Raw genomic sequence first — 20,220 nt, 5'->3', positions numbered from 1 at the left:
CCACTACTGCAACCTGTTCTCGTTCTGTCAGAGGGGAGATGGGCGATGGGTGGAACCGAACACCTCACCGTGCGGCGCGAAGGCGGCACACTGGTGCTCACGCTCAACCGGCCCGAGGCCAAGAACGCGCTCTCGCTGCCGATGCTCGTCGGCCTGTACGACGGCTGGCTCGAGGCCGACGAGGACGACGCGGTCCGCTCCATCGTGCTCACCGGAGCCGGCGGCGCCTTCTGCGCCGGGATGGACCTCAAGGCGCTGGCCGGCAAGGGCATGGTCGGGCAGCACCACCGGGACCGGCTCAAGGCCGACCCCGACCTGCACTGGAAGGCGATGCTGCGGCACCACCGCCCGCGCAAGCCGGTGATCGCCGCCGTTGAGGGCCCCTGCGTCGCGGGCGGCACGGAGATCCTGCAAGGCACCGACATCAGGGTCTCGGGCGAGTCCGCGACCTTCGGCCTGTTCGAGGTCAGGCGCGGGCTGTTCCCGATCGGCGGCTCCACGGTCCGGCTGCAACGCCAGATCCCGCGCACCCACGCCCTGGAGATGCTGCTCACCGGACGGCCGTACGCCGCCCGTGAGGCCGCGGACATCGGACTCGTCGGCCATGTCGTCCCCGACGGCACCGCGCTCGCCAAGGCCCTGGAGATCGCCGAACAGATCAACGCCTGCGGCCCGCTCGCCGTCGAGGCCGTCAAGGCGTCGGTGTACGAGACCGCCGAGATGACCGAGACCGACGGTCTGGCCGCCGAACTGAAGCGCGGCTGGCCGGTCTTCGACACCGCCGACGCCAAGGAGGGCGCCCGCGCCTTCGCGGAGAAGCGGCCCCCCGTCTACAAGCGCGTCTGACCCCCGAGGAGAGCCCCCATGCCAGCAGTCCTCAAAGCCCCCCTCGTCGTCGAGTTCCCCTTCACCCGCTCCCTCGGACCCGTCCAGAGCGCCTTCCTGACCGGCCTGCGCGAACGCCTGGTCCTCGGGGTGAGGACCGGTGACGGACGCACACTCGTGCCGCCCGTCGAGTACGACCCCGTGACCGCCGAGGAGATCCGCGACCTCGTCCACGTGGCCACCACCGGCACGGTCACCACCTGGGCCTGGAACCACGCACCCCGCCGGGGCCAGCCCCTCACCACCCCCTTCGCCTGGGTCCTGGTCCGGCTCGACGGCGCCGACACCGCCCTGCTGCACGCCCTCGACGCCCCCGGCCCCGACGCCGTGCACACGGGCATGCGGGTCCGGATCCGCTGGGCCGAGGAACGCTCCGGCGCCATCACCGACATCGCCTGCTTCGAGCCGTACGACGGTGACGACACCGAGATCACCGTGCACGCGGGGGAGTTCGAGGAACCGGTCACCGGCATCATCGCCCCCGCCCGCCTCGACTACACCTACTCGCCCGGCCGCGCCCAGTCCGCCTACATCCACGCGCTGTCCGGGCAGCGGACCTTCGGGGAACGCTGCCCCTCCTGCCGCAAGGTGTACGTCCCGCCCAGAGGCGCCTGCCCCACCTGCGGGGTCGCCACGGCCGAACAGGTCGAGGTCGGTCCGCGCGGCACGGTCACCACCTTCTGCATCGTCAACATCAAGGCCAAGAACCTGGACATCGAAGTGCCCTACGTCTACGCGCACATCGCCCTCGACGGCGCGGACCTCGCCCTGCACGCCCGTATCGGCGGCATCCCGTACGACCAGGTGCGGATGGGCCTGCGCGTGGAGCCGGTGTGGACCGAGGGCGCCCGTTACCCCGACCACTACCGGCCCACCGGCGAACCCGACGCGGACTACGAGACCTACAAGGAGCTGGTATGACGCGGGACATCGCGGTCGTCGCCTTCGCGCAGACCGACCACCGGCGCACCAGCGACGAGCTCTCCGAGGTGGAGATGCTCATGCCGGTGCTGCACGACGTGCTCGACCGGACCGGCCTGAAGACCGCCGACATCGGCTTCACCTGCTCCGGCTCCAGCGACTACCTCGCCGGCCGCGCCTTCTCCTTCACCCTCGCCCTCGACGGGGTGGGCGCCTGGCCGCCGATCTCCGAGTCGCACGTCGAGATGGACGGCGCGTGGGCGCTGTACGAGGCCTGGACCAAGCTGCTCACCGGGGACGCCGACACCGCGCTCGTCTACTCGTACGGCAAGTCCTCGCCCGGCTCGGTGCGCGACGTACTCACCCGGCAGCTCGACCCGTACTACGTCGCCCCGCTGTGGCCCGACTCCGTCGCCCTGGCCGCCCTCCAGGCGCAGGCGCTCATCGACGCGGGGGAGACCGACGAGCCCGCGCTGGCCGCGATCGGGGCCCGCAACCGGGCCGACGCCACCGGCAACGCCCACGCCCAACTGCGGGGTCCGGTACCGCAGGGCGAGTACCTCGTACGGCCCCTGCGCACCGGCGACTGCCCGCCCATCGGCGACGGCGCGGCCGCCGTGATCCTGGCGGCCGGGGACCGGGCCCGCGAGCTGTGCGCGCGGCCCGCCTGGATCCGGGGCATCGACCACCGCATCGAGGCGCACGGCCTCGGCGTCCGCGACCTGACCGACTCGCCGTCCGCCCGGCTGGCCGCCGAAAAGGCCGGCGCCTTCGAACGGCCCGTCGACACCGCCGAGTTGCACGCGCCGTTCAGCTCGCAGGAGGTCGTGCTGCGCAAGGCGCTGCGGCTGGACGACAGCGTGTGCGTCAACCCCTCCGGAGGAGCCCTCGCCGCCCACCCGATCATGGCCGCCGGGCTCATCCGCATCGGCGAGGCCGCCGCCCGCATCCACCGCGGCGACAGCGACCGGGCGCTCGCGCACGCCACGTCCGGCCCGTGCCTGCAACAGAACCTGGTCGCCGTACTGGAGGGGGATGCCCGATGAGCAAGGAGCCCGTGGCCGTGACCGGGATCGGCCAGACCAAACACGTGGCGGCCCGCCGGGACGTGTCGATCGCCGGACTCGTCCGGGAGGCGGCGCGCAGGGCACTGGACGACGCCGAGCTGACCTGGGCCGACATCGACGCCGTCGTCATCGGCAAGGCACCCGACTTCTTCGAGGGCGTCATGATGCCCGAGCTGTACCTCGCCGACGCGCTCGGCGCGGTCGGCAAGCCGATGCTGCGGGTGCACACGGCTGGTTCCGTCGGCGGATCGACCGCCCTCGTCGCCGCGAACCTCGTCGCCGCCCGGGTGCACGGCACCGTGCTGACGCTCGCCTTCGAGAAGCAGTCCGAGTCGAACGCCATGTGGGGACTGTCCCTGCCCATCCCCTTCCAGCAGCCGCTGCTGGCCGGCGCGGGCGGCTTCTTCGCCCCGCACGTCCGCGCCTACATGCGGCGCAGCGGAGCCCCCGACACCGTCGGCTCCCTGGTCGCCTACAAGGACCGGCGCAACGCGCTGAAGAACCCCTGTGCCCACCTCCACGAACACGACATCACCCTGGCGAAGGTCCAGGCCTCCCCGATGCTGTGGGACCCGATCCGCTACTCCGAGACCTGCCCGTCCTCCGACGGCGCCTGCGCGATGGTCCTCACCGACCGGGCCGGCGCGGCCCGCGCGCCCCGGCCCCCCGCCTGGATGCTCGGCGGCGCCATGCGCAGCGAGCCCACCCTGTTCGCCGGGAAGGACTTCGTCTCCCCGCAGGCCGGCAAGGACTGCGCGGCCGACGTCTACCGGCAGGCGGGCGTCGCCGACCCGCGCCGGGACATCGATGCCGTCGAGATGTACGTGCCGTTCTCCTGGTACGAGCCCATGTGGCTGGAGAACCTGGGCTTCGCCGACGAGGGCGAGGGCTGGAAGCTCACCGAGTCCGGCGTGACGGAACTCGACGGGGACCTGCCCGTCAACATGTCCGGCGGTGTGCTGTCCACCAATCCCATCGGCGCCTCCGGCATGATCCGTTTCGCGGAGGCCGCCCTCCAGGTACGCGGACAGGCCGGAGAACACCAGGTGGAGCGGGCCCGGAAGGTGCTCGGGCACGCCTACGGCGGCGGATCGCAGTTCTTCTCCATGTGGCTCGTCGGCTCCGAACCGCCCGACTCCTGAAAGTCCCGCTCACGTGGCCTGTCGGCGGTCGGAACCGATCGCTAGGCTGGCCGCGGACGACGAACCGGGAGGAGCACGGACGTGGCCGAGAGCACCACCCAGCAGAAGCCGCTCATGGGCTGGGACAAGCCGGAGCTGGACCTCAGCAACGCCGAATGGCAGTCCAGCAGCCGAGGCGCGGGAGATGTCCAGATCGCCTTTGTCGAGGGATTCATCGCGATGCGGAACAGCGGCCGCCCACAGAGCCCTTCCCTGATCTTCACCCCCGCCGAGTGGGGCGCCTTCGTGTCCGGGGCGAGGGAGGGAGAGTTCGACCTCACCTAGGCCACGACCCGGGGCACGACCGAGGGACGAGGGCCGCCGGTGGCCGGCGCGGTCGACGGCGGCCTTCCGGGGGAGGACGAGACGTCGCCCACGCGGCGCCGAACGCGTCCGGGCACGTACCATGGCCGCATGTCGTTCCTCCGCCGCCGCAGTGCCACTCCCGCCGGGCCCGACTTCGACGTACTGGCCATGGACCCGGGCGACTGGCCCGGCAATCTGGGCGCCGGACTGCTGCCTGCCCCCGACGGCAGCTGCCAGGGCGTCTTCCTGCGCTACGACCTGTTCGGCGGCCGAGGCCCCGCCATGATCATCGGCAACCTGCCGCAGGGCTCTCCGGCCCGCGAGGTCGCCGAGACCGAGATCCCCTTCGAGGTCGCCCAGCTGCTGCTGGCGCTGGAGAACGACGAGGAGGTGACGGTCACCGACACCGAGGACATGCCGGTCCTCCAGGGCGACAACCTCCTGATCGTGCGTCGGCTGAAGCTCTCCGAGAGCCGGATCTCCTGCGTGCAGTTCGACCGCAGCGACGGCGTCCTGGTCACCATCGCCGCCTGGGACCGACCCATCACGGACGACCTGTACGCCCTGCTGAAGCCGCTCCCGGCGGAGCTTTTCCAGCAGGGCTGACAGCCCGGGAACCGGCTCGGGAACCGGCTATCGGGTGGACGGCTCCACCTCGACGTCGGCGGCGCGCACGAACGCCACCCGGTGGCCGAACTGGATCTCGTAGTACAGGTCCTCGCCGGTCACGACCCGGTGCGAGTCGGTGGTGAAGGTGACCGCGTAGTAGTACTCTCCCGGCACCACGTCACCGACCACGTACCGCTGGCCGGCGGGCAGCGTGTACGGCAACGGCGACACCGACTGCACCGGCACCCCCGCCGGATACGCCTCCTTCTCCGGGTAGGCGCGGCCGTACACCGGCACGCCGGTCACACCGTCCTTCGGCGTGACGACCAGGCCGGCGGCGTTGACCGCCGTCGGCTCGTGCCTCGGGTTGCGGAACCAGGCTTTCTGGCCCAGGTACCAGATCGCCGTCCAGTCGCCCCAGCGGTCGGCCACCGCGAACTGCTGCCCGGTGGACACCCGCGAGGACAGGTCGTTGACCCCGGTGGTCGGGTCCGTACCCAGACCGACGTCCTTGATCAGGGCCGAACTCTCGTCGTGGTCGGAGTGCAGCCGCACCTCGCTGGAGCCGTGCGCCGCGCACGGCTCGCCCTTGGTCACGCAGCCCGTGTACACCGGCTGGTTCGCCGCGTAGTCCGGCCGGATCGTCACCAGCCCGCCCTCCTTGCCCGCGGTGCGGTGGATCGGGCGGCCCAGCAGCTCGAAGTAGTGCCGCCAGTCCCAGTACGGGCCAGGATCGGTGTGCATGCCGGGGATGCTGGACGTGGTCGGGCCCGGAACGGTGTCGTGGCCGAGGATGTGCTGCCGGTCCAGGGGGATGCCGTACCGTTTCGCCAGGTACTTCACCAGCCGGGCCGAGGACCGGTACATCGCCTCCGTGTACCAGGCGTCCGGCGCGGCGAGGAAGCCCTCGTGCTCGATGCCCACCGACTTGGCGTTGACGTACCAGTTCCCCGCGTGCCAGGCCACGTCCTTCGCCTTAACATGCTGGGCGATCAGACCGTCGGTGGAGCGGATCGTGTAGTTCCAGGACACATAGGTGGGGTCCTGGACCAGGTTGAGGACTCCGTTCCAGGTGCCCTCGGTGTCATGGACGACGATGTACTTGATGCTCTGCGACGCCGGGCGGTCGCCCAGGTCGTGGTTGCCGTAGTCGTTGTCCCCGAACTCGGCGTACGGTGCCGGGATCCACTCGCAGGACACCTTCCTCGGGCACTCCGTGCCGTCGTCGGAGACCGTACGCAGCCCGGTCCGCCGCAGCTGGGCGGTGTCCGCTCCGATCCGCGGCTGGGCGGCCAGGGCGAGACGCTGCCCGGCGTCCGTGGTGCGCTCCTCGCCGGTGCGCAGCACGTCGTACACGTCGTTGGCGTACGCCGCCGCCGTCGCCGTGTCGTCCGCGCCGGAGAAGCGGGCCACCGCGCCGTACCACTCGGCCGGGTCCGCGCTCGGCGGCTCGCCCAGGTCCTTCTGGGCGGCGGCCAGCAGGGCGGCGCCGCCCGCCACATTGGCCTCCGGGTCCGTGCGCAGCTCCGCGGCGGGGATCCCGGTCAGTTCCGCCGCCTTCGGCAGCGTCCTCAGACGGGCGGGCAGCGCGGAGTCCGCCGGGATCCGCGCGGTCGGGTGCAGGGCCGCGCGGGCGGTGTCACCACGGGCGTCCTCGGTGCCCTCGCTGTGGTGCGGCACCGTGGCGAGCGCGGCGCGCGCGTCGGTCAGGTGCATGGGGCCGTAGCCGCCGGTGACGCTCGGCGCCCCGGCGTGCGTGTCCCAGCGGGACTGGAGATAGGAGACGGCCAGCAGGACGCTCTGCGGCACGTGGTACTCGGCGGCGGCGGAGGCGAAGGCGTGTTGCAGCCGGCCGGTGGCGGACTCGGTGGCGCTCTGGGAGGGGGTCGCGCCCAGCAGCGGGAGCAGGAGGGCGGCGGAGGCGACGGCGACCCCCGTCGCGCGCCTGCGTCTGCTTCCGCGTCCGTGTTCGGGCGCGGGTGCGGGCGTCGGGTCGTTGGCGGATCCTCGCAATGCGGCCTCCAGGAACGGGCGAGCGTGACGGGGCGTGCGGGGCCGAACGGTGGGTCAGTGGTACCGGCTGGCCGACGATCCGTCAATCATGCCTGGAGGGAGGAGATTTCCCATGTCACACGGGGGATGCGGGAGTTTCGCGGCGCACGCGCGCGGGCCTGCGGGGCGTCAGTGGAATACACCACTGCGGGCCCCAGGGAGCCGGAGGCACACGAAGGTCCGCGGTGCGCCGCCGCTCTTGGCGCACCGCGGACCTTCGTGTCCCCGTCAGCGAGTGCCGACCGCCGCCCGCACCGCCCTGCGGGCGAGCTGGCAGTCGTCGTGCAGCCGCCTGAGCAGCAGCCGCTGTTCCTCGCCGGACGGCGCAGCACCCGGGTGGGCCACTGCTCCCGGTGCCGCCGGGGCCGTGTCGTGCATCGAGCGCTGCACGGCCGTCTCGTACGTACGGATCTCACGCGTCAGTACGAGCATCAGGTTCACCAGGAAGGCGTCCCGCGAGGCCGGACCCGCCGCCTGGGCGATCTGGCTGATCTGCCGCCGGGCCACCGGGGCGTCCCCGAGGACCGACCACAGCACCGCCAGGTCGTACCCCGGCAGGTACCAGCCCGCGTGCTCCCAGTCCACCAGCACTGGACCGGCCGGTGACAGGAGGATGTTCGACAGCAGCGCGTCGCCGTGGCAGAACTGCCACATGCCCTGGCGACCCACCGCGTGTGCGATGTCGTGCAGCAGCTTCTGGAGGTCGCCCAGGTCCCGGTCGGTGAGCAACCCCAGCTCGTGGTACCGGGAGATGCGGGCCGCGTATTCCAAGGGCTTGTCGAACGTGTCCGCCGGGGGACGCCAGGTGTTCAGCCGGCAGATCGCGGCCAGGGCCGCCCGGATGTCCGCCCGGGGCGGGGCCTCCGCCGGGTGCCGCTGCAGCGCCGCCACCCGGCCCGGCATCCGCTCGATGACCAGGGTGCAGTTGTCCGGATCCGCCGCGATCAGTCTCGGCACCCGGATCGGCGGCCGGTGCCGGACGAACGAGCGGTATGCGGCTATTTCGTGCCTGGTCCGCTCCGCCCAGGCGGGGGAGTGGTCCAGAAGACACTTCGCCACTGCCGTGCTGCGCCCCGTCGTCCCGACGAGGAGCACGGACCGTCCGCTGCGGCGCAGCACCTGCACCGGAGCGAACTCCGGGCAGATCCGGTGCACCGAGGCGATCGCGGTGCGCAACTGCGCGCCCTGTGGGCCGGACAAGTCGAGTCTCCCGCTGAGCGGTTGGGTGCCCGGGCTCCCGGCGCGCCGCGGCCGGCCCGCGCCGAGCACGGGTGGTCCCGGACGCGCCCCGGGGTCGAGATAGGGGCCGCTGCCCGCCGGGCGGGGACGCAGCGGCCGGGGCGGGGCGGACACGGAGGACGATGCTGCGTACATGGGCGGAACAGATCCCTTCGTGTGCCTGCGGTGCCTGCCTTGGTGAGTCCTTGCGCGCATCCCGGCCCGGACGCTGCCCGGTCGCCCGGGCGCATCCTGGGGAATGCGTCCGTCATATGAAGCGGCGAACCGGGTCGGGGTGGCGCGTTCCTACTCGACACCCGTTGCCCAGTGGCACACCATCTGGCGCACCCTGGCGAACCGTGGCGAATAGTCGCCCGGCAACCTCCGCGGGGCTACTGTCAACTCAGCCGAGAACCTGGGGGCTTGACGTGAGCGGACAACCCAACACCCGCCTCGCGGACCTGTTCGGCCTGGCCGGCTGGTCCAAGGGCGAACTCGCGAGGCTGGTCAACAAGCAGGCGGCGGCCATGGGCCACCCCCAGCTGTCGACCGACACCTCCCGGGTGCGGCGGTGGATCGACACGGGAGAGATCCCGCGCGATCCGGTGCCGCGGGTGCTGGCGGCCCTGTTCACCGAGCGTCTCGGCCGTGTCGTGACCATCGAGGACCTCGGTCTGGTACGGCACGGGCGTACGGGGAAACGGCCTGGCGGCGGGAGTGCGGAACATCCCGACGGCGTGCCGTGGGCGCCCGAACGGACCGCCGCGGTCCTCACCGAATTCACGGGAATGGACCTCATGCTCAACCGACGCGGCTTGGTGGGCGCGGGCGCCGCGCTCGCCGCGGGATCCGCACTCAGCAGCGCCATGCACGACTGGCTGCACTCCGATCCGACCCTGAGGGCCGACGCCCCTGTCCTCGACGACCCCCTGCACGCCGACCCCGCTGGGTACGACCGCTACGAGGCCGCTCCCATCGGGTCGCAGGAGATCGAGGAACTGGAGCGCTCGGTGGAGGTGTTCCGGGCCTGGGACGCGGCCCGCGGTGGCGGGCTCCAGCGCAAGGCGGTGGTCGGCCAGCTCAACGAGGTGGGCGGCATGCTCGCCTACCGCCACCCGGACCATCTCCAGCGGCGCTTGTGGGGCGTCGCCGCCAACCTCGCCGTCCTCGCGGGATGGATGTCCCACGACGTCGGCCTGGAACCGACGGCCCAGAAGTACTTCGTCATCGCCGCCCATGCCGCACGTGAGGGTGGTGACCGGCCGCGCGCCGGGGAGGCGCTCTCCCGGGCGGCTCGCCAGATGGTGCACCTCGGCCGGCCCGACGACGCACTCGACCTGATGAAGCTCGCCCGGTCCGGCTCGGGCGACGAGGTGCTGCCCCGCACCAAGGCGATGCTCTACACCATCGAGGCCTGGGCGCAGGCATCCATGGGCAAGGGCCAGGCGATGCGCCGCACCCTCGGCCAGGCGGAGGACCTCTTCGTCTCCGACAAGGGCGACGTGCCGCCACCGAGCTGGATGCAGATGTTCAAGGAGGAGGACCTGTACGGCATGCAGGCCCTCGCCTACCGCACGCTGGCGGAGCACGACCCGAGCGCGGCCGCGCACGCCCAGCACTACGCGGAGAAGGCCCTGGCCCTCAGGGTCGACGGACGCCAGCGGTCGAAGATCTTCGACTTCCTGTCCATGGCCTCGGCGTGCTTCATCGCCGACGACCCCGAACAGGCGGACCGGTACGCGCGCCTGGCCCTGGTGTCGATGGGCTCGAACTCCTCCCACCGCACCTGGGACCGGTTGCGCGAGATGTACCGGCTCACCGGCGAGTACGCGAGCTATCCGAAGATCCACGAGCTGCGGGAGGAGATCAGGCTCGCGCTGCCCAGGACGACCAAGGGCAGCGGCATCGACAGCGCACAGGCCTAGCCTGTTTTTATCTCAGTCACTCACCTTGGCGATGAGCACGCAGGCGTTGTCCTGACGCTCGGTCTCGCCGCATTCCTCCACGACCACGCGCAGGCAGTCCTGCGCGGTGCGCACCGTGCCCAGGCGCGGAGCCAGGTCGAGGAGGCGGTCCACGGCTGCCGTTCCCACGTGCCCCGGCACCAGTCCGTCGGTGTGCAGCAGGAGCAGGTCTCCGGGTTCGAGGGTCACTTCGGCCTGCCCGTAGGTGGCCCCGGTGGTGGCGCCGAGCAGGACGCCGTCCGGTGCGTGCAGCGTGCGCCCCGTCCCGTCGCGGTACAGCAGCGGGGCGGGGTGACCTGCCTGCGCCCATACCAGCGTGCGGGTGGCGGGCCGGTAGCGGCAGCAGACGGCGCTGCCGAGGGCCGGCTGCACGGTGGCGTCCAGTAACTGGTTGAGCCATGCCATCAGTTGGCCGGGCTGGGTGCCCGCCATCGCCATGCCCCGCAGGGCGCCCAGCAGCATCGCCATGCCCGAGGTGACGGCGACGCCGTGCCCCGTGAGGTCGCCGACGCTGAGCAGCGTTTCGCCGTCCGGCAGTTCGAGCGCGTCGTACCAGTCGCCGCCGATCGGTGAGCTCGTCGCGGACGGCAGGTGGTGGGCCGCCAGGTCCAGCGTCCGTGGTCCCCGGCGCGGGAGCCGCAGGGGGCCGCGCCAGGGCGGCAGCACGGCTTCCTGGAGCTCGGCCGCGAGCCGGTGCTCGGTCTGTGCCCGCTGCTGGTGGCGGTGCAACGAGTCACGGGTCTCGCGCACCGTCCGCCGGTGGCGGCGCAGTTCGCTGACGTCCCGCAGCACGGCCCACATCGAGGCGGTGCTGCCGTCGGAGTCGAGCACGGGCTCACCCATCATGTGCACGGTGCGGACGGACGCGTCCGGCCGTACGACACGGAACTCCCCGTCGATCGGTCGGGCGTCGACGAGGCAGTCCGTCACCATCGCCGTCAGCTTCGGGCGGTCCTCGTCGAGGACCAGCGACGGCAGTTCGTCCAGGGTGAGCGCGGCTGCGGCCGGGTCGAGGCCGAGGATCTGGTACAGCTCGCCGGACCAACTCGCCTCGTCCGTCAGCAGGTCCCACTCCGCGCTGCCGACCCGGCTCAGCAGCGAGCCGCTCGGCGCGCCGTCGGCGGTGCCGGCGGCGCTGGCGTGCCCGGCGGGCTCGACCGCGTCCGGGGCGGGGGGCGCGGGTGCCGGGCCGTCCCGAAGCTGCGCCAAGTGCTCGTCCAGGTCGCTCAGTTGGTGCAGCGCGAGGTCGTACAGGGCGCGCTGCCACCGTTCCTGCGGGTCGGAACCCTCCTCCTGTGCGTCCCCCCGTGCCGCGTTCACATCGCCCTTGAGCCGCCGGGTCTGCGAGATCAACGCATCGACCGAGCCTCGGCCTGGTGGCTGGGCGGCGGGGTGGTCCGCGGAGAGATGGGACGGCATGACGCACTCCGATGCGGGGACGGTACGGCCAGGGCTGGCGGAAGGACCGTTACGACTGTTGCACAGCGAGCGACGCCCTGTAAGGGATTTGGCAACACACGATCCGGTGGTGCTTCTGGCATATGCCAGAGTCTCCAATGCGTGGTCGGCAGGCCTTTATGGCGTAGGCGGCCGACGGGACAAGTCGTAGAACAAGTACGTGACTTGATCGACCGGGGAAGCTCGCCGTGTAGCGCCCAGGCGAGTGTTCGACGCTCCTGTGTTCCATGGTGCCGCGTCGCTGTGGACCGGACCCGGCCAACCGCGACGGGCGCCGGCGGGGTGCGTCGGAGCGGGGGTGACCCGGAAGGACGGTGATGGGCGGCGGAGTCGCCGGTCGCGAGGGCCCGCCGGGCCTCGTCGGGGCATGGCGGAAATCGTCCCGCCCCCCACGGGACAGTGATGCAGGTCACACGGAATCGGTCGCTGATTCGCGTAATGCGAACCGCCTCCGCGAGGTCCTAAAGGCATGGACTTCACCTTCACGCAGCCCGCCCTCGTCCGCCTGATCACCGCCGGGGACCACGAGGTCCCCGTGACCGCCACCCTCCGGTACACCACCGAGGATCCGCTCGCCGTGTTCATCGACTTCCCGCCCGAGGCGACGCTCGACGGGGAAGGCGCCACCTGGACCTTCGCCCGCTCCCTGCTGGACGAGGGGCTGGGGGCGCCGGCCGGACGCGGGGACGTACAGATATGGCCTTGCGGGCCGACGCGTACGGTCCTGGAGTTCCACTCGCCCTACGGCGTCGCCCTGTTGCAGTTCGGCACGCCCGCGCTGCGCCGGTTCCTGCTGCGCAGCTACGCCGTGGTCGCGGCCGGACAGGAGGACGTCGAAGCGGTGGTCGAGCGCGGGCTCAGCGCCCTCTTCGGCGGCGTGTGACCGCCCGTGGCCCGGCCTGCCGCCTACGGTGCCGGGCGCGGGGCGAGGTCCACGGCGACCCTGCCCCCGCTCTCCAGCGCCCGCACCCCGGCCTCGGCGACGACGGACGCGGCATAGCCGTCCCAGACGCCGGGACCGGTGACCTCGCCGCGCCGGGTGGCGTCCACCCAGGCCTGCACCTCGCGGTCGTAGGCGTCGGCGAACCGCACGAGGTAGTCCTGTGCGACGTCCTCGCGGGCGTTGCCCCCGCTGGTGACGACCATCGTGTGCTCGTCGCCGATCCGCGCGCTGCCCGACTCGCATACGGCCTCGCAGCGGACCTGGTAGCCGAAGCCGCAGTTGACGAAGACCTCCACGTCCACCAGAGCGCCCCGCTCGGTCTCGAACAGCACGAACTGCGGGTCGAGCAGGCCCCCGGGGGCACCCGCCGAGGAAGCCGGGCGCAGCACGGTCACGGCCGTGAGCTCCTGCCCGAGCAGCCAGCGGGCCGCGTCGATCTCGTGCGAGACCGAACTGTTGATCAGCATGGCGCTGGTGAAGTCCGGCGGGGAGGAGACGTTGCGGTGCGTGCAGTGCAGCATCAGCGGCCGTCCCAGGCGCCCGCTGTCCAACAAGACCCTCAGGCGCCGGTACTCGCCGTCGTAGCGCCGCATGAACCCGATCTGTGCCAGCCGCGTGCCGAGCCGCGCCTCCGCCTCCACCACGCGCAGCGCCCCGGCGGAGTCCGGCACCATGGGCTTCTCGCACAGCACCGGCAGCCCGCGCGCGAAGGCCGCGAGCAGCGCCTCCTCGTGCGCCGGGCCGGGCGAGGCGATCAGCACGGCGTCCACGCCGGGCGCGCCGAGGGCGGCCTCCGCCTCGGCGTGCACCGAGAGCCCGGCGATCCCGGCCGCGGCCTCCTGCGCCCGGGCGGTGTCGGGATCGGCCACCGCGACGACCCTGGCCCCGCTCACCACCCGGTCCAGGCGCCGTATGTGGTCGGCCCCCATGTGCCCCGCACCCAGCACAGCCACGCCCAGCAGGTCACCCACGTGTGCACTCCCTCGCCGTCAAAGGTCCCGGGGTAGCGTAGGCACACGTCCGGCCGGATGGATCAGTGGCTCGGTGACTCAGTGGCTCAGTAGCGCAGTACGCCCGCGATGCCGGCTTCGTCGCCCAGGGTGCCGTCGGGGACGAAGCGGACGTCGGCGCCGGTCTCCAGGCACTGCTCGACGATCTCGTCCACGATGTCCTCGCGGGCGTCGAGGTCGCCGCTCACAGCCGGTACGAGGTGGTCGACGCCCTCGTCGCGGACCGTCACGCGGTAGTTCTCCTCCACCGCCAGCAGCCGGACGCGGCCCTCCCGCGCGCTGTGCCAGACCTCGTCGACGCCGGCCGCGAAGGTGCGGTGGCCGCGCGCCGAGTCCAGTTCCCGGGCCACGGCGGCGGTGTCCCTCCTGGCCTGTGCGTCGAGCACCGGTTTCACCGCCTGCCACACCGCTTCGGGACCGGACTGCGCGAGGCCGCCGTGTCGCACCTGAACGGCGCCCCCGGCCACGCCGCCGACCTCGTCCAGCAGGGACAGCGCCGCGTCCTCGCCGGTGATGTACAGCGGGTGGGGCTGCTCGCGCAGGACCTTGGTCATCGCGGTGTCCGCCTCGCGCAGGAAGTGGCGGGTGTCCTCGTCGCGGAAGGTGCTCGGCAGGTCGCCGATGCGTTCCTGGCGCTCGGCGTCGAAGTTCTCCCGGCCACGGGCCAGCGGGAATCCGCCGGAGCGGTCCTCCACGATCCGGTCACCGGCGCCTCGCCACAGTGTGACGCGGTCCGCGGAGACCGACAGCACCCAGAACGGCCGCTCCGCGGCCTGCGCGGAGACGAGGTTGCGGGTCAGGAAGGTGTCCGAGAGCACCACCCGCTCGGGCACCTCCCGGGCGAGCGACCACACCTGGTGCTCACCCGGCGCGGCGAAGATCACCAGGCCGTCCTCGGCGTGCGCCAGGTCGACCTCGGCGAGTGCCCGGTCGAGCTCCTGCACGACCGCGACCCGCCGTTCCCGGGTGACCGCGGGGTCGGCCTCCAGCTTCTTCTTGGCCTCGGCCACCACATTGCGCAGCCGGACCGGATCCTGGGTGTTGTAGGGCTCGCGCCGGTGCGTCGGCGTCAGTACGGAGACCGCCGGGTAGGGGCGCGGACGGCGCAGCTCGGCAAGGGTCGCGGGACTGAGTGCGTGCTCCATGACAGCACCATAGGACTGATTCGCTTATCGGGCATTCGGGGTGATCGGACCTGTCGGCTGCGATGGCACGAGACGGTGGCCGCGACCGGCCGGACGGTCGTCGGCGGCGGCGATGCGGCCGTCCGCCTGAACGCGGGGGAGCGGCTCCTGGCCGGCGCCGCGGGGCCCGGGCTCCGGCGGCGGCAGTGCCGGGGGTGGTCGAGCCGGACTGACGACCGGGCCCACCGGATCCGCCGCGGGCCGGCGCCCGGCGCTGCGCCGCGGCTCTGCCGGCCGTGCCCCTCGACCGAGACCGGCCGCCGAGCGGCTCTGCCCGCGCCCGGTCGGCCACGGTGCACTCCGCCGCGGCCGACAGCCGTGCCGCGCGGACGAGCCTCGGGCGGGCGCGTTCCCGAGAGTTCCGTCGAGGGGCGGGCCGGTCGGTGGATGGCCGAGCGCTTCCGGCCGGACCGGGCCGGGTCGGGGTGCACCCCGGCGGGATCGGCAGGCACACGGCTGCGGGGGTGAGCCGCGGTCGGTGCGTCCCCGCGGCTTGCGGGCGTTGCGGCGTGAGCCGGGCGGCGGGCGCGGGCTGCCCGGGCGGTTCTGCCCCGGTGAGTGGTGGCGTGTCGGGGCCGGGGCTTCGTCGGCGTGCGCGAGCGCGGTCCGGTTGGACGCGCCTGCCGCCCGCTGCCCGCCGCCACGCCCGACTTGCCGTCTGACGTGCCCCGGCCCCTGACGTCGCCGTGCGGGGCTGTGAGCACATCCTGGATCTCGTCGCCGAAGAGCGGTGACGTGGGGCCCGGTGGCCCGTTACCGTACCGGTCAGTAACCCGCTCGCACTCCAGGAGACGCCCCATGCCGCAGCTCGAGGTCGACGGCGCAGCGCTGACGTACGACGACGAAGGACCCCGCGACGGCGACGGCGTGCCCCTGGTGTTCGTCCACGGCTGGACCGCCAACCGCCGCCGCTGGGACCACCAGATCGCGCACTTCGCCGAGAAGCGGCGGGTGATCCGGCTCGACCTGCGCGGGCACGGGGAGAGCGGCGGGGCCGGGGTGCCCACGATCGAGGAGCTGGCCGGGGATGTCCTCGCCCTCCTCGACCACCTCGAGGTCGAGCGCTGTGTACTGATCGGTCACTCCATGGGCGGGATGATCTCCCAGACCATCGCCCTCTCCCACCCGGAGCGGGTGGAACGCCTGGTCCTGGTCGGCTCCATCAGCCGGATGGCCTTCAGCCGGGGCCGCGGTCTGCTCATGGCCGCCTCCACCCTGGTGCCCTTCAAGCTGTTCGTCGCCGCCAACATCCAGCGGGCCTTCGCCCCCGGCTATCCGCGCGAGCGGATCCAGGAGCACATCAGGGCCTCGGCGGCGACCCCGCGCGAGGTGGTCATGACGCTGTACGACGCCATGCGGGCCTTCGACGTCCTCGACCGGGTCGGTGAGATCCGCACGCCCACCCTGCTGGTGCACGGCTACCACGACATCCAGCTGCCGGTGAAGCAGATGCTGCGGATGGCGACGGCGTACCCGGACGCGGTGATCCGCATCATCGACGCGGGCCACGAACTGCCGCTGGAGAAGCCGGCCGAACTGACCGCCGCCCTTGACCGGTTCGTGAGTCCCGTGCCGGTGGCCTGAGCCGGCCTGGCACGCCGCCGCCCCTGGGCATGGGGAAACCTTTGCCCATGGCCGGTACCCGACGGGCGGCCCCCGGACGCACACCGGTCCCGGGGCTCCCTCATGGGCAAAACGCGGCCGGAACCGTGCGGCGGATTCGCCCGATCGGCCAAGGCCGCGTTGACCGGCCCGCGGTGCCCGGCACACGCTCGTCATATAGGTGCTGGGTACAACCGGTAAGGTGGGAGGGCACGCCATGTGCGGCATCACCGGATGGGTCTCCTACGACCGCGACCTGCGTTCCGAGGCCGCGGCTCTGCACGCCATGACCGAGACCATGGCATGCCGCGGCCCGGACGACAGCGGTACCTGGACCGAGGGCCCCGCCGCGCTCGGCCACCGCAGGCTCGCCATCATCGACCTGCCCGGCGGACGCCAGCCCATGACCGCCGGCACACCGGACGGAACCGTCGCCCTCGTCTACTCGGGCGAGACCTACAACTTCACCGAACTGCGCGCAGAACTCACCGGCCGAGGTCACGGTTTCGCCACCGACTCCGACACCGAGGTCGTGCTGCGCGGCTACCTGGAATGGGGCGACGCCGTCGCCGAGCGTCTGGGCGGCATGTACGCCTTCGCCGTCTGGGACGGCCGCCACGACACCCTCGTGATGATCCGCGACCGGATGGGCATCAAACCGTTCTACTACCACCCCACCCCGGACGGCGTCCTGTTCGGCTCCGAACCCAAGGCGATCCTCGCCAACCCGCTGGCCCGGCCCCGGATCGGCCTCGACGGCCTGCGCGAGCTGTTCACCATGATCAAGACGCCCGGCCACGCCGTGTGGGACGGCATGCGCGAGGTGGAGCCCGGCACCGTCGTCACCGTGGACCGTACGGGACTGACGACCCGTACCTACTGGCGGCTTCGGACCCGCCCGCACACCGACGACCGCGACACCACCGTGGCCGCCGTCCGCACCCTCCTGGAGGACATCGTGCGCCGCCAGTTGGTGGCCGACGTCCCGCGCTGCACCCTCCTCTCCGGTGGCCTCGACTCCTCCGCCATGACCGCGCTCGCCGCCCGTCAACTGGGCGAGCAGGGCGAGACGGTGCGCAGCTTCGCCGTCGACTTCGCCGGCCAGAGCGACCACTTCGTCGCCGACGAACTGCGTGGCACCCCCGACACGCCCTTCGTGCACGACGTGGCCCGCCTCGCCCGCACCGACCACCAGGACATCGTCCTCGACGCGCGGACCCTCGCCGACCCCGCCGTACGCCGGAAGGTGATCGGCGCCCGCGATCTGCCCGCCGCCTTCGGCGACATGGACTCCTCGCTCTATCTGCTGTTCCGGGCCGTCCGCGACCAGTCCACCGTCGCCCTCTCCGGTGAGTCCGCCGACGAGGTCTTCGGCGGCTACCGGCAGTTCTTCGACGAGGAGGCCCGGCACGCCGACACCTTCCCCTGGCTGTCGATGGCCGGCCGGAACTTCGGGGACGACGGCGACATCGTGCGCCCCGACCTGGCCAAGGCGCTGGACGTGGAGGCGTACGTCGCCGACGGCTACCGCACCGCCGTCGCCGGGATCGACCGCCTCGACGGCGAGAGCGACTTCGAGTACCGGATGCGGCGGATCTGCCACCTCCACCTGACCCGCTTCGTGCGCGTCCTGCTCGACCGCAAGGACCGCATGAGCATGGCCGTCGGCCTGGAGGTCCGCGTGCCGTACTGCGACCACCGGCTCGTCGAGTACGTCTACAACGCGCCCTGGTCCCTGAAGTCCTTCGACGGACGGGAGAAGAGCCTCCTCAGGGAGGCGGCGGCGGACGTCATCCCCCGGTCCGTGTACGACCGGGTCAAGAGCCCCTACCCCTCCACTCAGGACCCGCAGTACGCCCGGGCCCTCCAGGACCAGGCCAAGGACCTCCTCACCCGCCCCTCCCACCCGGTCTTCGACCTCGTCGACCGCGAGAAGGTCCGGCTCGCCGCCCACCGCGAGACGGCGCCCGTGAGCACACAGGCGGCCCGCCACGGCCTGGAACGCGCCCTCGATCTGGCCCTCTGGCTCGACCTCTACCGGCCGGAGCTGTCGCTCAGTTGACCACCGGCACCCGGTCCGCCCCGCACGAACTGCCGTTGGCCGGCAGGGAGCCGTACAGCAGGAAGTCGTCGACCTTGCGGTGCACGCACGTGGAGGAGGAGTAGCCGGTGTGCCCCTCGTTCTTGTTGTCGAGCACCACGGCCGACGGGCCGAGCCGTGCCGCCGTCTCCACGGTCCAGCGGTACGGCGTCGCGGGGTCGCCCCGGGTCCCGATCAGCAGCAGCTTCGGCGTGTGCAGGTTCTTGACCCGGTCACGGATGAAGTCGGTGCCCCGGGGGCGGCCGTAACACATCACCAGCTGGGTGAGCCGGTACCGGCCGAAGACCGCCGACGCCTGCTCGTACGGCCCGCGCAGCCGCCGGAGTTCCTCGACGATCTGTGCGGCGCCCGGACGGTCGGGGTCGTCCGCGCAGTTGACGGCCATCAGCGCGGCCGGGAGGTTGTCCGGGGGGACTTCGTCCGCACCCACGAGTCCGCCGTCACCGGACCGTCCGGCGGGCAGCGCAATTCCGCCGGAGGTGAGGTTCTCGACCCCGCGCGTGTCCCCGTCCTCCACCAGCGCGGCCAGGGCCCGCTCCAGCAGGGGCCACAGGTCCCTGCTGTACAGCCCCTGCCCGATCGCGCCCACCAGGTCCTGACCGGAGTACCGGTCACCGTAGGGCGTGGGTACCGGATCCGCGTCCAGCGAGTGGACCAGCTGGACTATCCGCTCGCCGGCCGCGCGCCGGTCCTGTCCGAAGGGGCAGGAGATGTCGGCCACGCACCAGTCCAGGAAGTCGTCCAGCGCCGTCTGCTGCCCCGTGGCGCCCGCGATGCCCTGCTCGGCCGGCGATTCGGTCAGCGTGTCCACACCGTCCAGCACCAGCCGGCCCACCTTGCCGGGGAACTGGGCCGCGTACACCGCGCCGAGCCGGGTTCCGTAGGAGAAGCCCAGATAGTTCAGCTTCTTGTCGCCGAGGGCCTGTCGCATGACGTCCAGGTCCCGGGAGACGTTCACGGTGCCGATGTACGGCAGGACCGGGCCGGAGTGCGCGGCGCACTCGGCCGCGGCCTTCCGCACCTTCTCCAGGACGGCCCGCGGATCGCCGACGGCCGCGCCGTCCTCCGTGGCGGCGTAGGCCTCGTCGGCCCCGTTGCCGCAGCTGACGGGGGAGGACCGGCCGACACCGCGCGGATCGAAGGTGACCACGTCATAGCCGTTGGTCAGGCCCATGAAGTCCTTGCCGCCGAAGGCCAGTTCGTTGATACCCGCGCCACCCGGGCCGCCGAAGTTGAGGAGCACCGAGCCCCGTGACTTGCCCGTGGCCCGGTAGCGGGCCAGCGCCACGTCCAGCGTCCCCACGCCAGGCCGGGCGTAGTCGAGCGGCACGGTGACCTTGCCGCACTGAAGGTCCGCGGGCATGTCAGGGCCGTCGCACGCTGACCAGACGATCTTCTGCCGGTAGAACCGGGACAGGTCGGGCTGGGGCGGACCGGTCCCCGCGGCGGGCAGTCCCGCTCCCAGCAGGGTCAGCGCCACGGCGCCGACGCCCGTACAGCGCCGGGTGGCGGGCCGGGTGGACAGCTTCGCCAGCATCGATGCCTCCAGGGACCCCCACTGTGGACCGGGACGGCGTCTCCCGCTCACCTTAAGCGGGCCCCGGAGGGCACGCCTCCGGGCGGGCGCAAAGGCCTGCGGCGTCGTATCATACGCACAGTCCGTGATTGTTCGATTACTTTGCGTGTGGTTCGAGGGTCGGGCCCACTCGTTGGGGTGAA

At 72.2% G+C, this 20,220-nt stretch carries 16 protein-coding genes; 10 read left to right on the top strand and 6 right to left on the bottom strand.

All coding sequences use genetic code 11. The features are described from left to right. Positions 1–45: 45 nt before the first annotated feature. The 6 genes from ACFY01_RS04420 to ACFY01_RS04395 all read left to right on the top strand — a co-directional run bounded on the left by ACFY01_RS04420 (position 46) and on the right by ACFY01_RS04395 (position 4,966). Positions 46–846, top strand: coding sequence for a crotonase/enoyl-CoA hydratase family protein (locus ACFY01_RS04420; RefSeq protein ID WP_390734150.1), 801 nt, complete (start codon positions 46–48; stop codon positions 844–846). Positions 847–864: 18 nt separating this feature from the next. Next, complete coding sequence (locus tag ACFY01_RS04415; RefSeq protein ID WP_390734149.1) at positions 865–1,806, top strand: Zn-ribbon domain-containing OB-fold protein; 942 nt, start codon at positions 865–867, stop codon at positions 1,804–1,806. Then, complete coding sequence (locus ACFY01_RS04410; protein WP_390734148.1) at positions 1,803–2,852, top strand: thiolase domain-containing protein; 1,050 nt, start codon at positions 1,803–1,805, stop codon at positions 2,850–2,852. Before ACFY01_RS04415 ends, ACFY01_RS04410 begins: the two co-directional genes overlap by 4 nt. After that, positions 2,849–4,015 (top strand): thiolase domain-containing protein, encoded by a 1,167-nt coding sequence (locus ACFY01_RS04405; RefSeq protein ID WP_390734147.1) that lies wholly within the window; start codon positions 2,849–2,851, stop codon positions 4,013–4,015. The genes ACFY01_RS04410 and ACFY01_RS04405 overlap by 4 nt, the downstream gene beginning before the upstream one ends. A gap of 81 nt (positions 4,016–4,096) precedes the next feature. Beyond that, positions 4,097–4,339, top strand: a complete 243-nt coding sequence (locus ACFY01_RS04400; RefSeq protein ID WP_132855509.1) for a DUF397 domain-containing protein — start codon at positions 4,097–4,099, stop codon at positions 4,337–4,339. A 129-nt stretch (positions 4,340–4,468) separates the two neighbouring features. After that, on the top strand, positions 4,469–4,966 hold the full coding sequence (locus ACFY01_RS04395; RefSeq protein WP_390734146.1) for a hypothetical protein: 498 nt from the start codon (positions 4,469–4,471) through the stop codon (positions 4,964–4,966). 27 nt (positions 4,967–4,993) lie between these two features. Here ACFY01_RS04395 and ACFY01_RS04390 read toward each other — a convergent pair whose 3' ends face one another. Together ACFY01_RS04390 and ACFY01_RS04385 are read right to left on the bottom strand one after the other, a co-directional pair. Next, entirely contained in the window at positions 4,994–6,982 is a 1,989-nt protein-coding gene (locus ACFY01_RS04390) for an N-acetylmuramoyl-L-alanine amidase (protein ID WP_390734145.1), read from the bottom strand. Between the two features lie 267 nt (positions 6,983–7,249). Next, the gene (locus tag ACFY01_RS04385; protein ID WP_390734144.1) at positions 7,250–8,395 is read right to left on the bottom strand and encodes an aminoglycoside phosphotransferase family protein; all 1,146 of its coding nucleotides are present in this window, start codon (positions 8,393–8,395) and stop codon (positions 7,250–7,252) included. 272 nt (positions 8,396–8,667) lie between these two features. Here ACFY01_RS04385 and ACFY01_RS04380 point away from each other — a divergent pair, with 272 nt between their 5' ends. Further along, positions 8,668–10,164: a hypothetical protein gene (locus tag ACFY01_RS04380; protein ID WP_390734143.1), complete on the top strand. Its 1,497-nt coding sequence runs from the start codon at positions 8,668–8,670 to the stop codon at positions 10,162–10,164. A 12-nt stretch (positions 10,165–10,176) separates the two neighbouring features. Here ACFY01_RS04380 and ACFY01_RS04375 read toward each other — a convergent pair whose 3' ends face one another. After that, the gene (locus ACFY01_RS04375; RefSeq protein WP_390734142.1) at positions 10,177–11,622 is read right to left on the bottom strand and encodes a PP2C family protein-serine/threonine phosphatase; all 1,446 of its coding nucleotides are present in this window, start codon (positions 11,620–11,622) and stop codon (positions 10,177–10,179) included. A gap of 508 nt (positions 11,623–12,130) precedes the next feature. Between ACFY01_RS04375 and ACFY01_RS04370 the strand changes: the two genes are divergently transcribed. Then, a complete protein-coding gene (locus ACFY01_RS04370) occupies positions 12,131–12,544 on the top strand; it encodes an SsgA family sporulation/cell division regulator (RefSeq protein ID WP_390734141.1) in 414 nt (137 codons plus the stop codon). Positions 12,545–12,567: 23 nt separating this feature from the next. On the opposite strand, the gene ACFY01_RS04365 is transcribed toward ACFY01_RS04370, so the two are convergent. Together ACFY01_RS04365 and ACFY01_RS04360 are read right to left on the bottom strand one after the other, a co-directional pair. Beyond that, positions 12,568–13,575: a Gfo/Idh/MocA family protein gene (locus ACFY01_RS04365; RefSeq protein ID WP_390734140.1), complete on the bottom strand. Its 1,008-nt coding sequence runs from the start codon at positions 13,573–13,575 to the stop codon at positions 12,568–12,570. An 86-nt stretch (positions 13,576–13,661) separates the two neighbouring features. Beyond that, positions 13,662–14,759 carry a chemotaxis protein gene (locus tag ACFY01_RS04360; protein ID WP_390734139.1) on the bottom strand — a complete coding sequence of 366 codons (1,098 nt, stop codon included), beginning with the start codon at positions 14,757–14,759 and terminating at the stop codon, positions 13,662–13,664. An 837-nt stretch (positions 14,760–15,596) separates the two neighbouring features. Here ACFY01_RS04360 and ACFY01_RS04355 point away from each other — a divergent pair. Further along, complete coding sequence (locus tag ACFY01_RS04355; RefSeq protein ID WP_390734138.1) at positions 15,597–16,382, top strand: alpha/beta hydrolase; 786 nt, start codon at positions 15,597–15,599, stop codon at positions 16,380–16,382. A 235-nt stretch (positions 16,383–16,617) separates the two neighbouring features. Further along, the gene (gene asnB, locus ACFY01_RS04350; RefSeq protein WP_390734649.1) at positions 16,618–18,462 is read left to right on the top strand and encodes an asparagine synthase (glutamine-hydrolyzing); all 1,845 of its coding nucleotides are present in this window, start codon (positions 16,618–16,620) and stop codon (positions 18,460–18,462) included. Here asnB and ACFY01_RS04345 read toward each other — a convergent pair. After that, positions 18,455–20,038 (bottom strand): alpha/beta hydrolase, encoded by a 1,584-nt coding sequence (locus tag ACFY01_RS04345; protein ID WP_390734137.1) that lies wholly within the window; start codon positions 20,036–20,038, stop codon positions 18,455–18,457. The genes asnB and ACFY01_RS04345 overlap by 8 nt on opposite strands. Between the last annotated feature and the right edge of the window lie 182 nt (positions 20,039–20,220).

The organism is Streptomyces sp. NPDC001480, assembly GCF_042894725.1.
Classification (GTDB): Bacteria; Actinomycetota; Actinomycetes; order Streptomycetales; family Streptomycetaceae; genus Streptomyces.
This window is presented reverse-complemented; position numbering and strand designations above follow the sequence as displayed.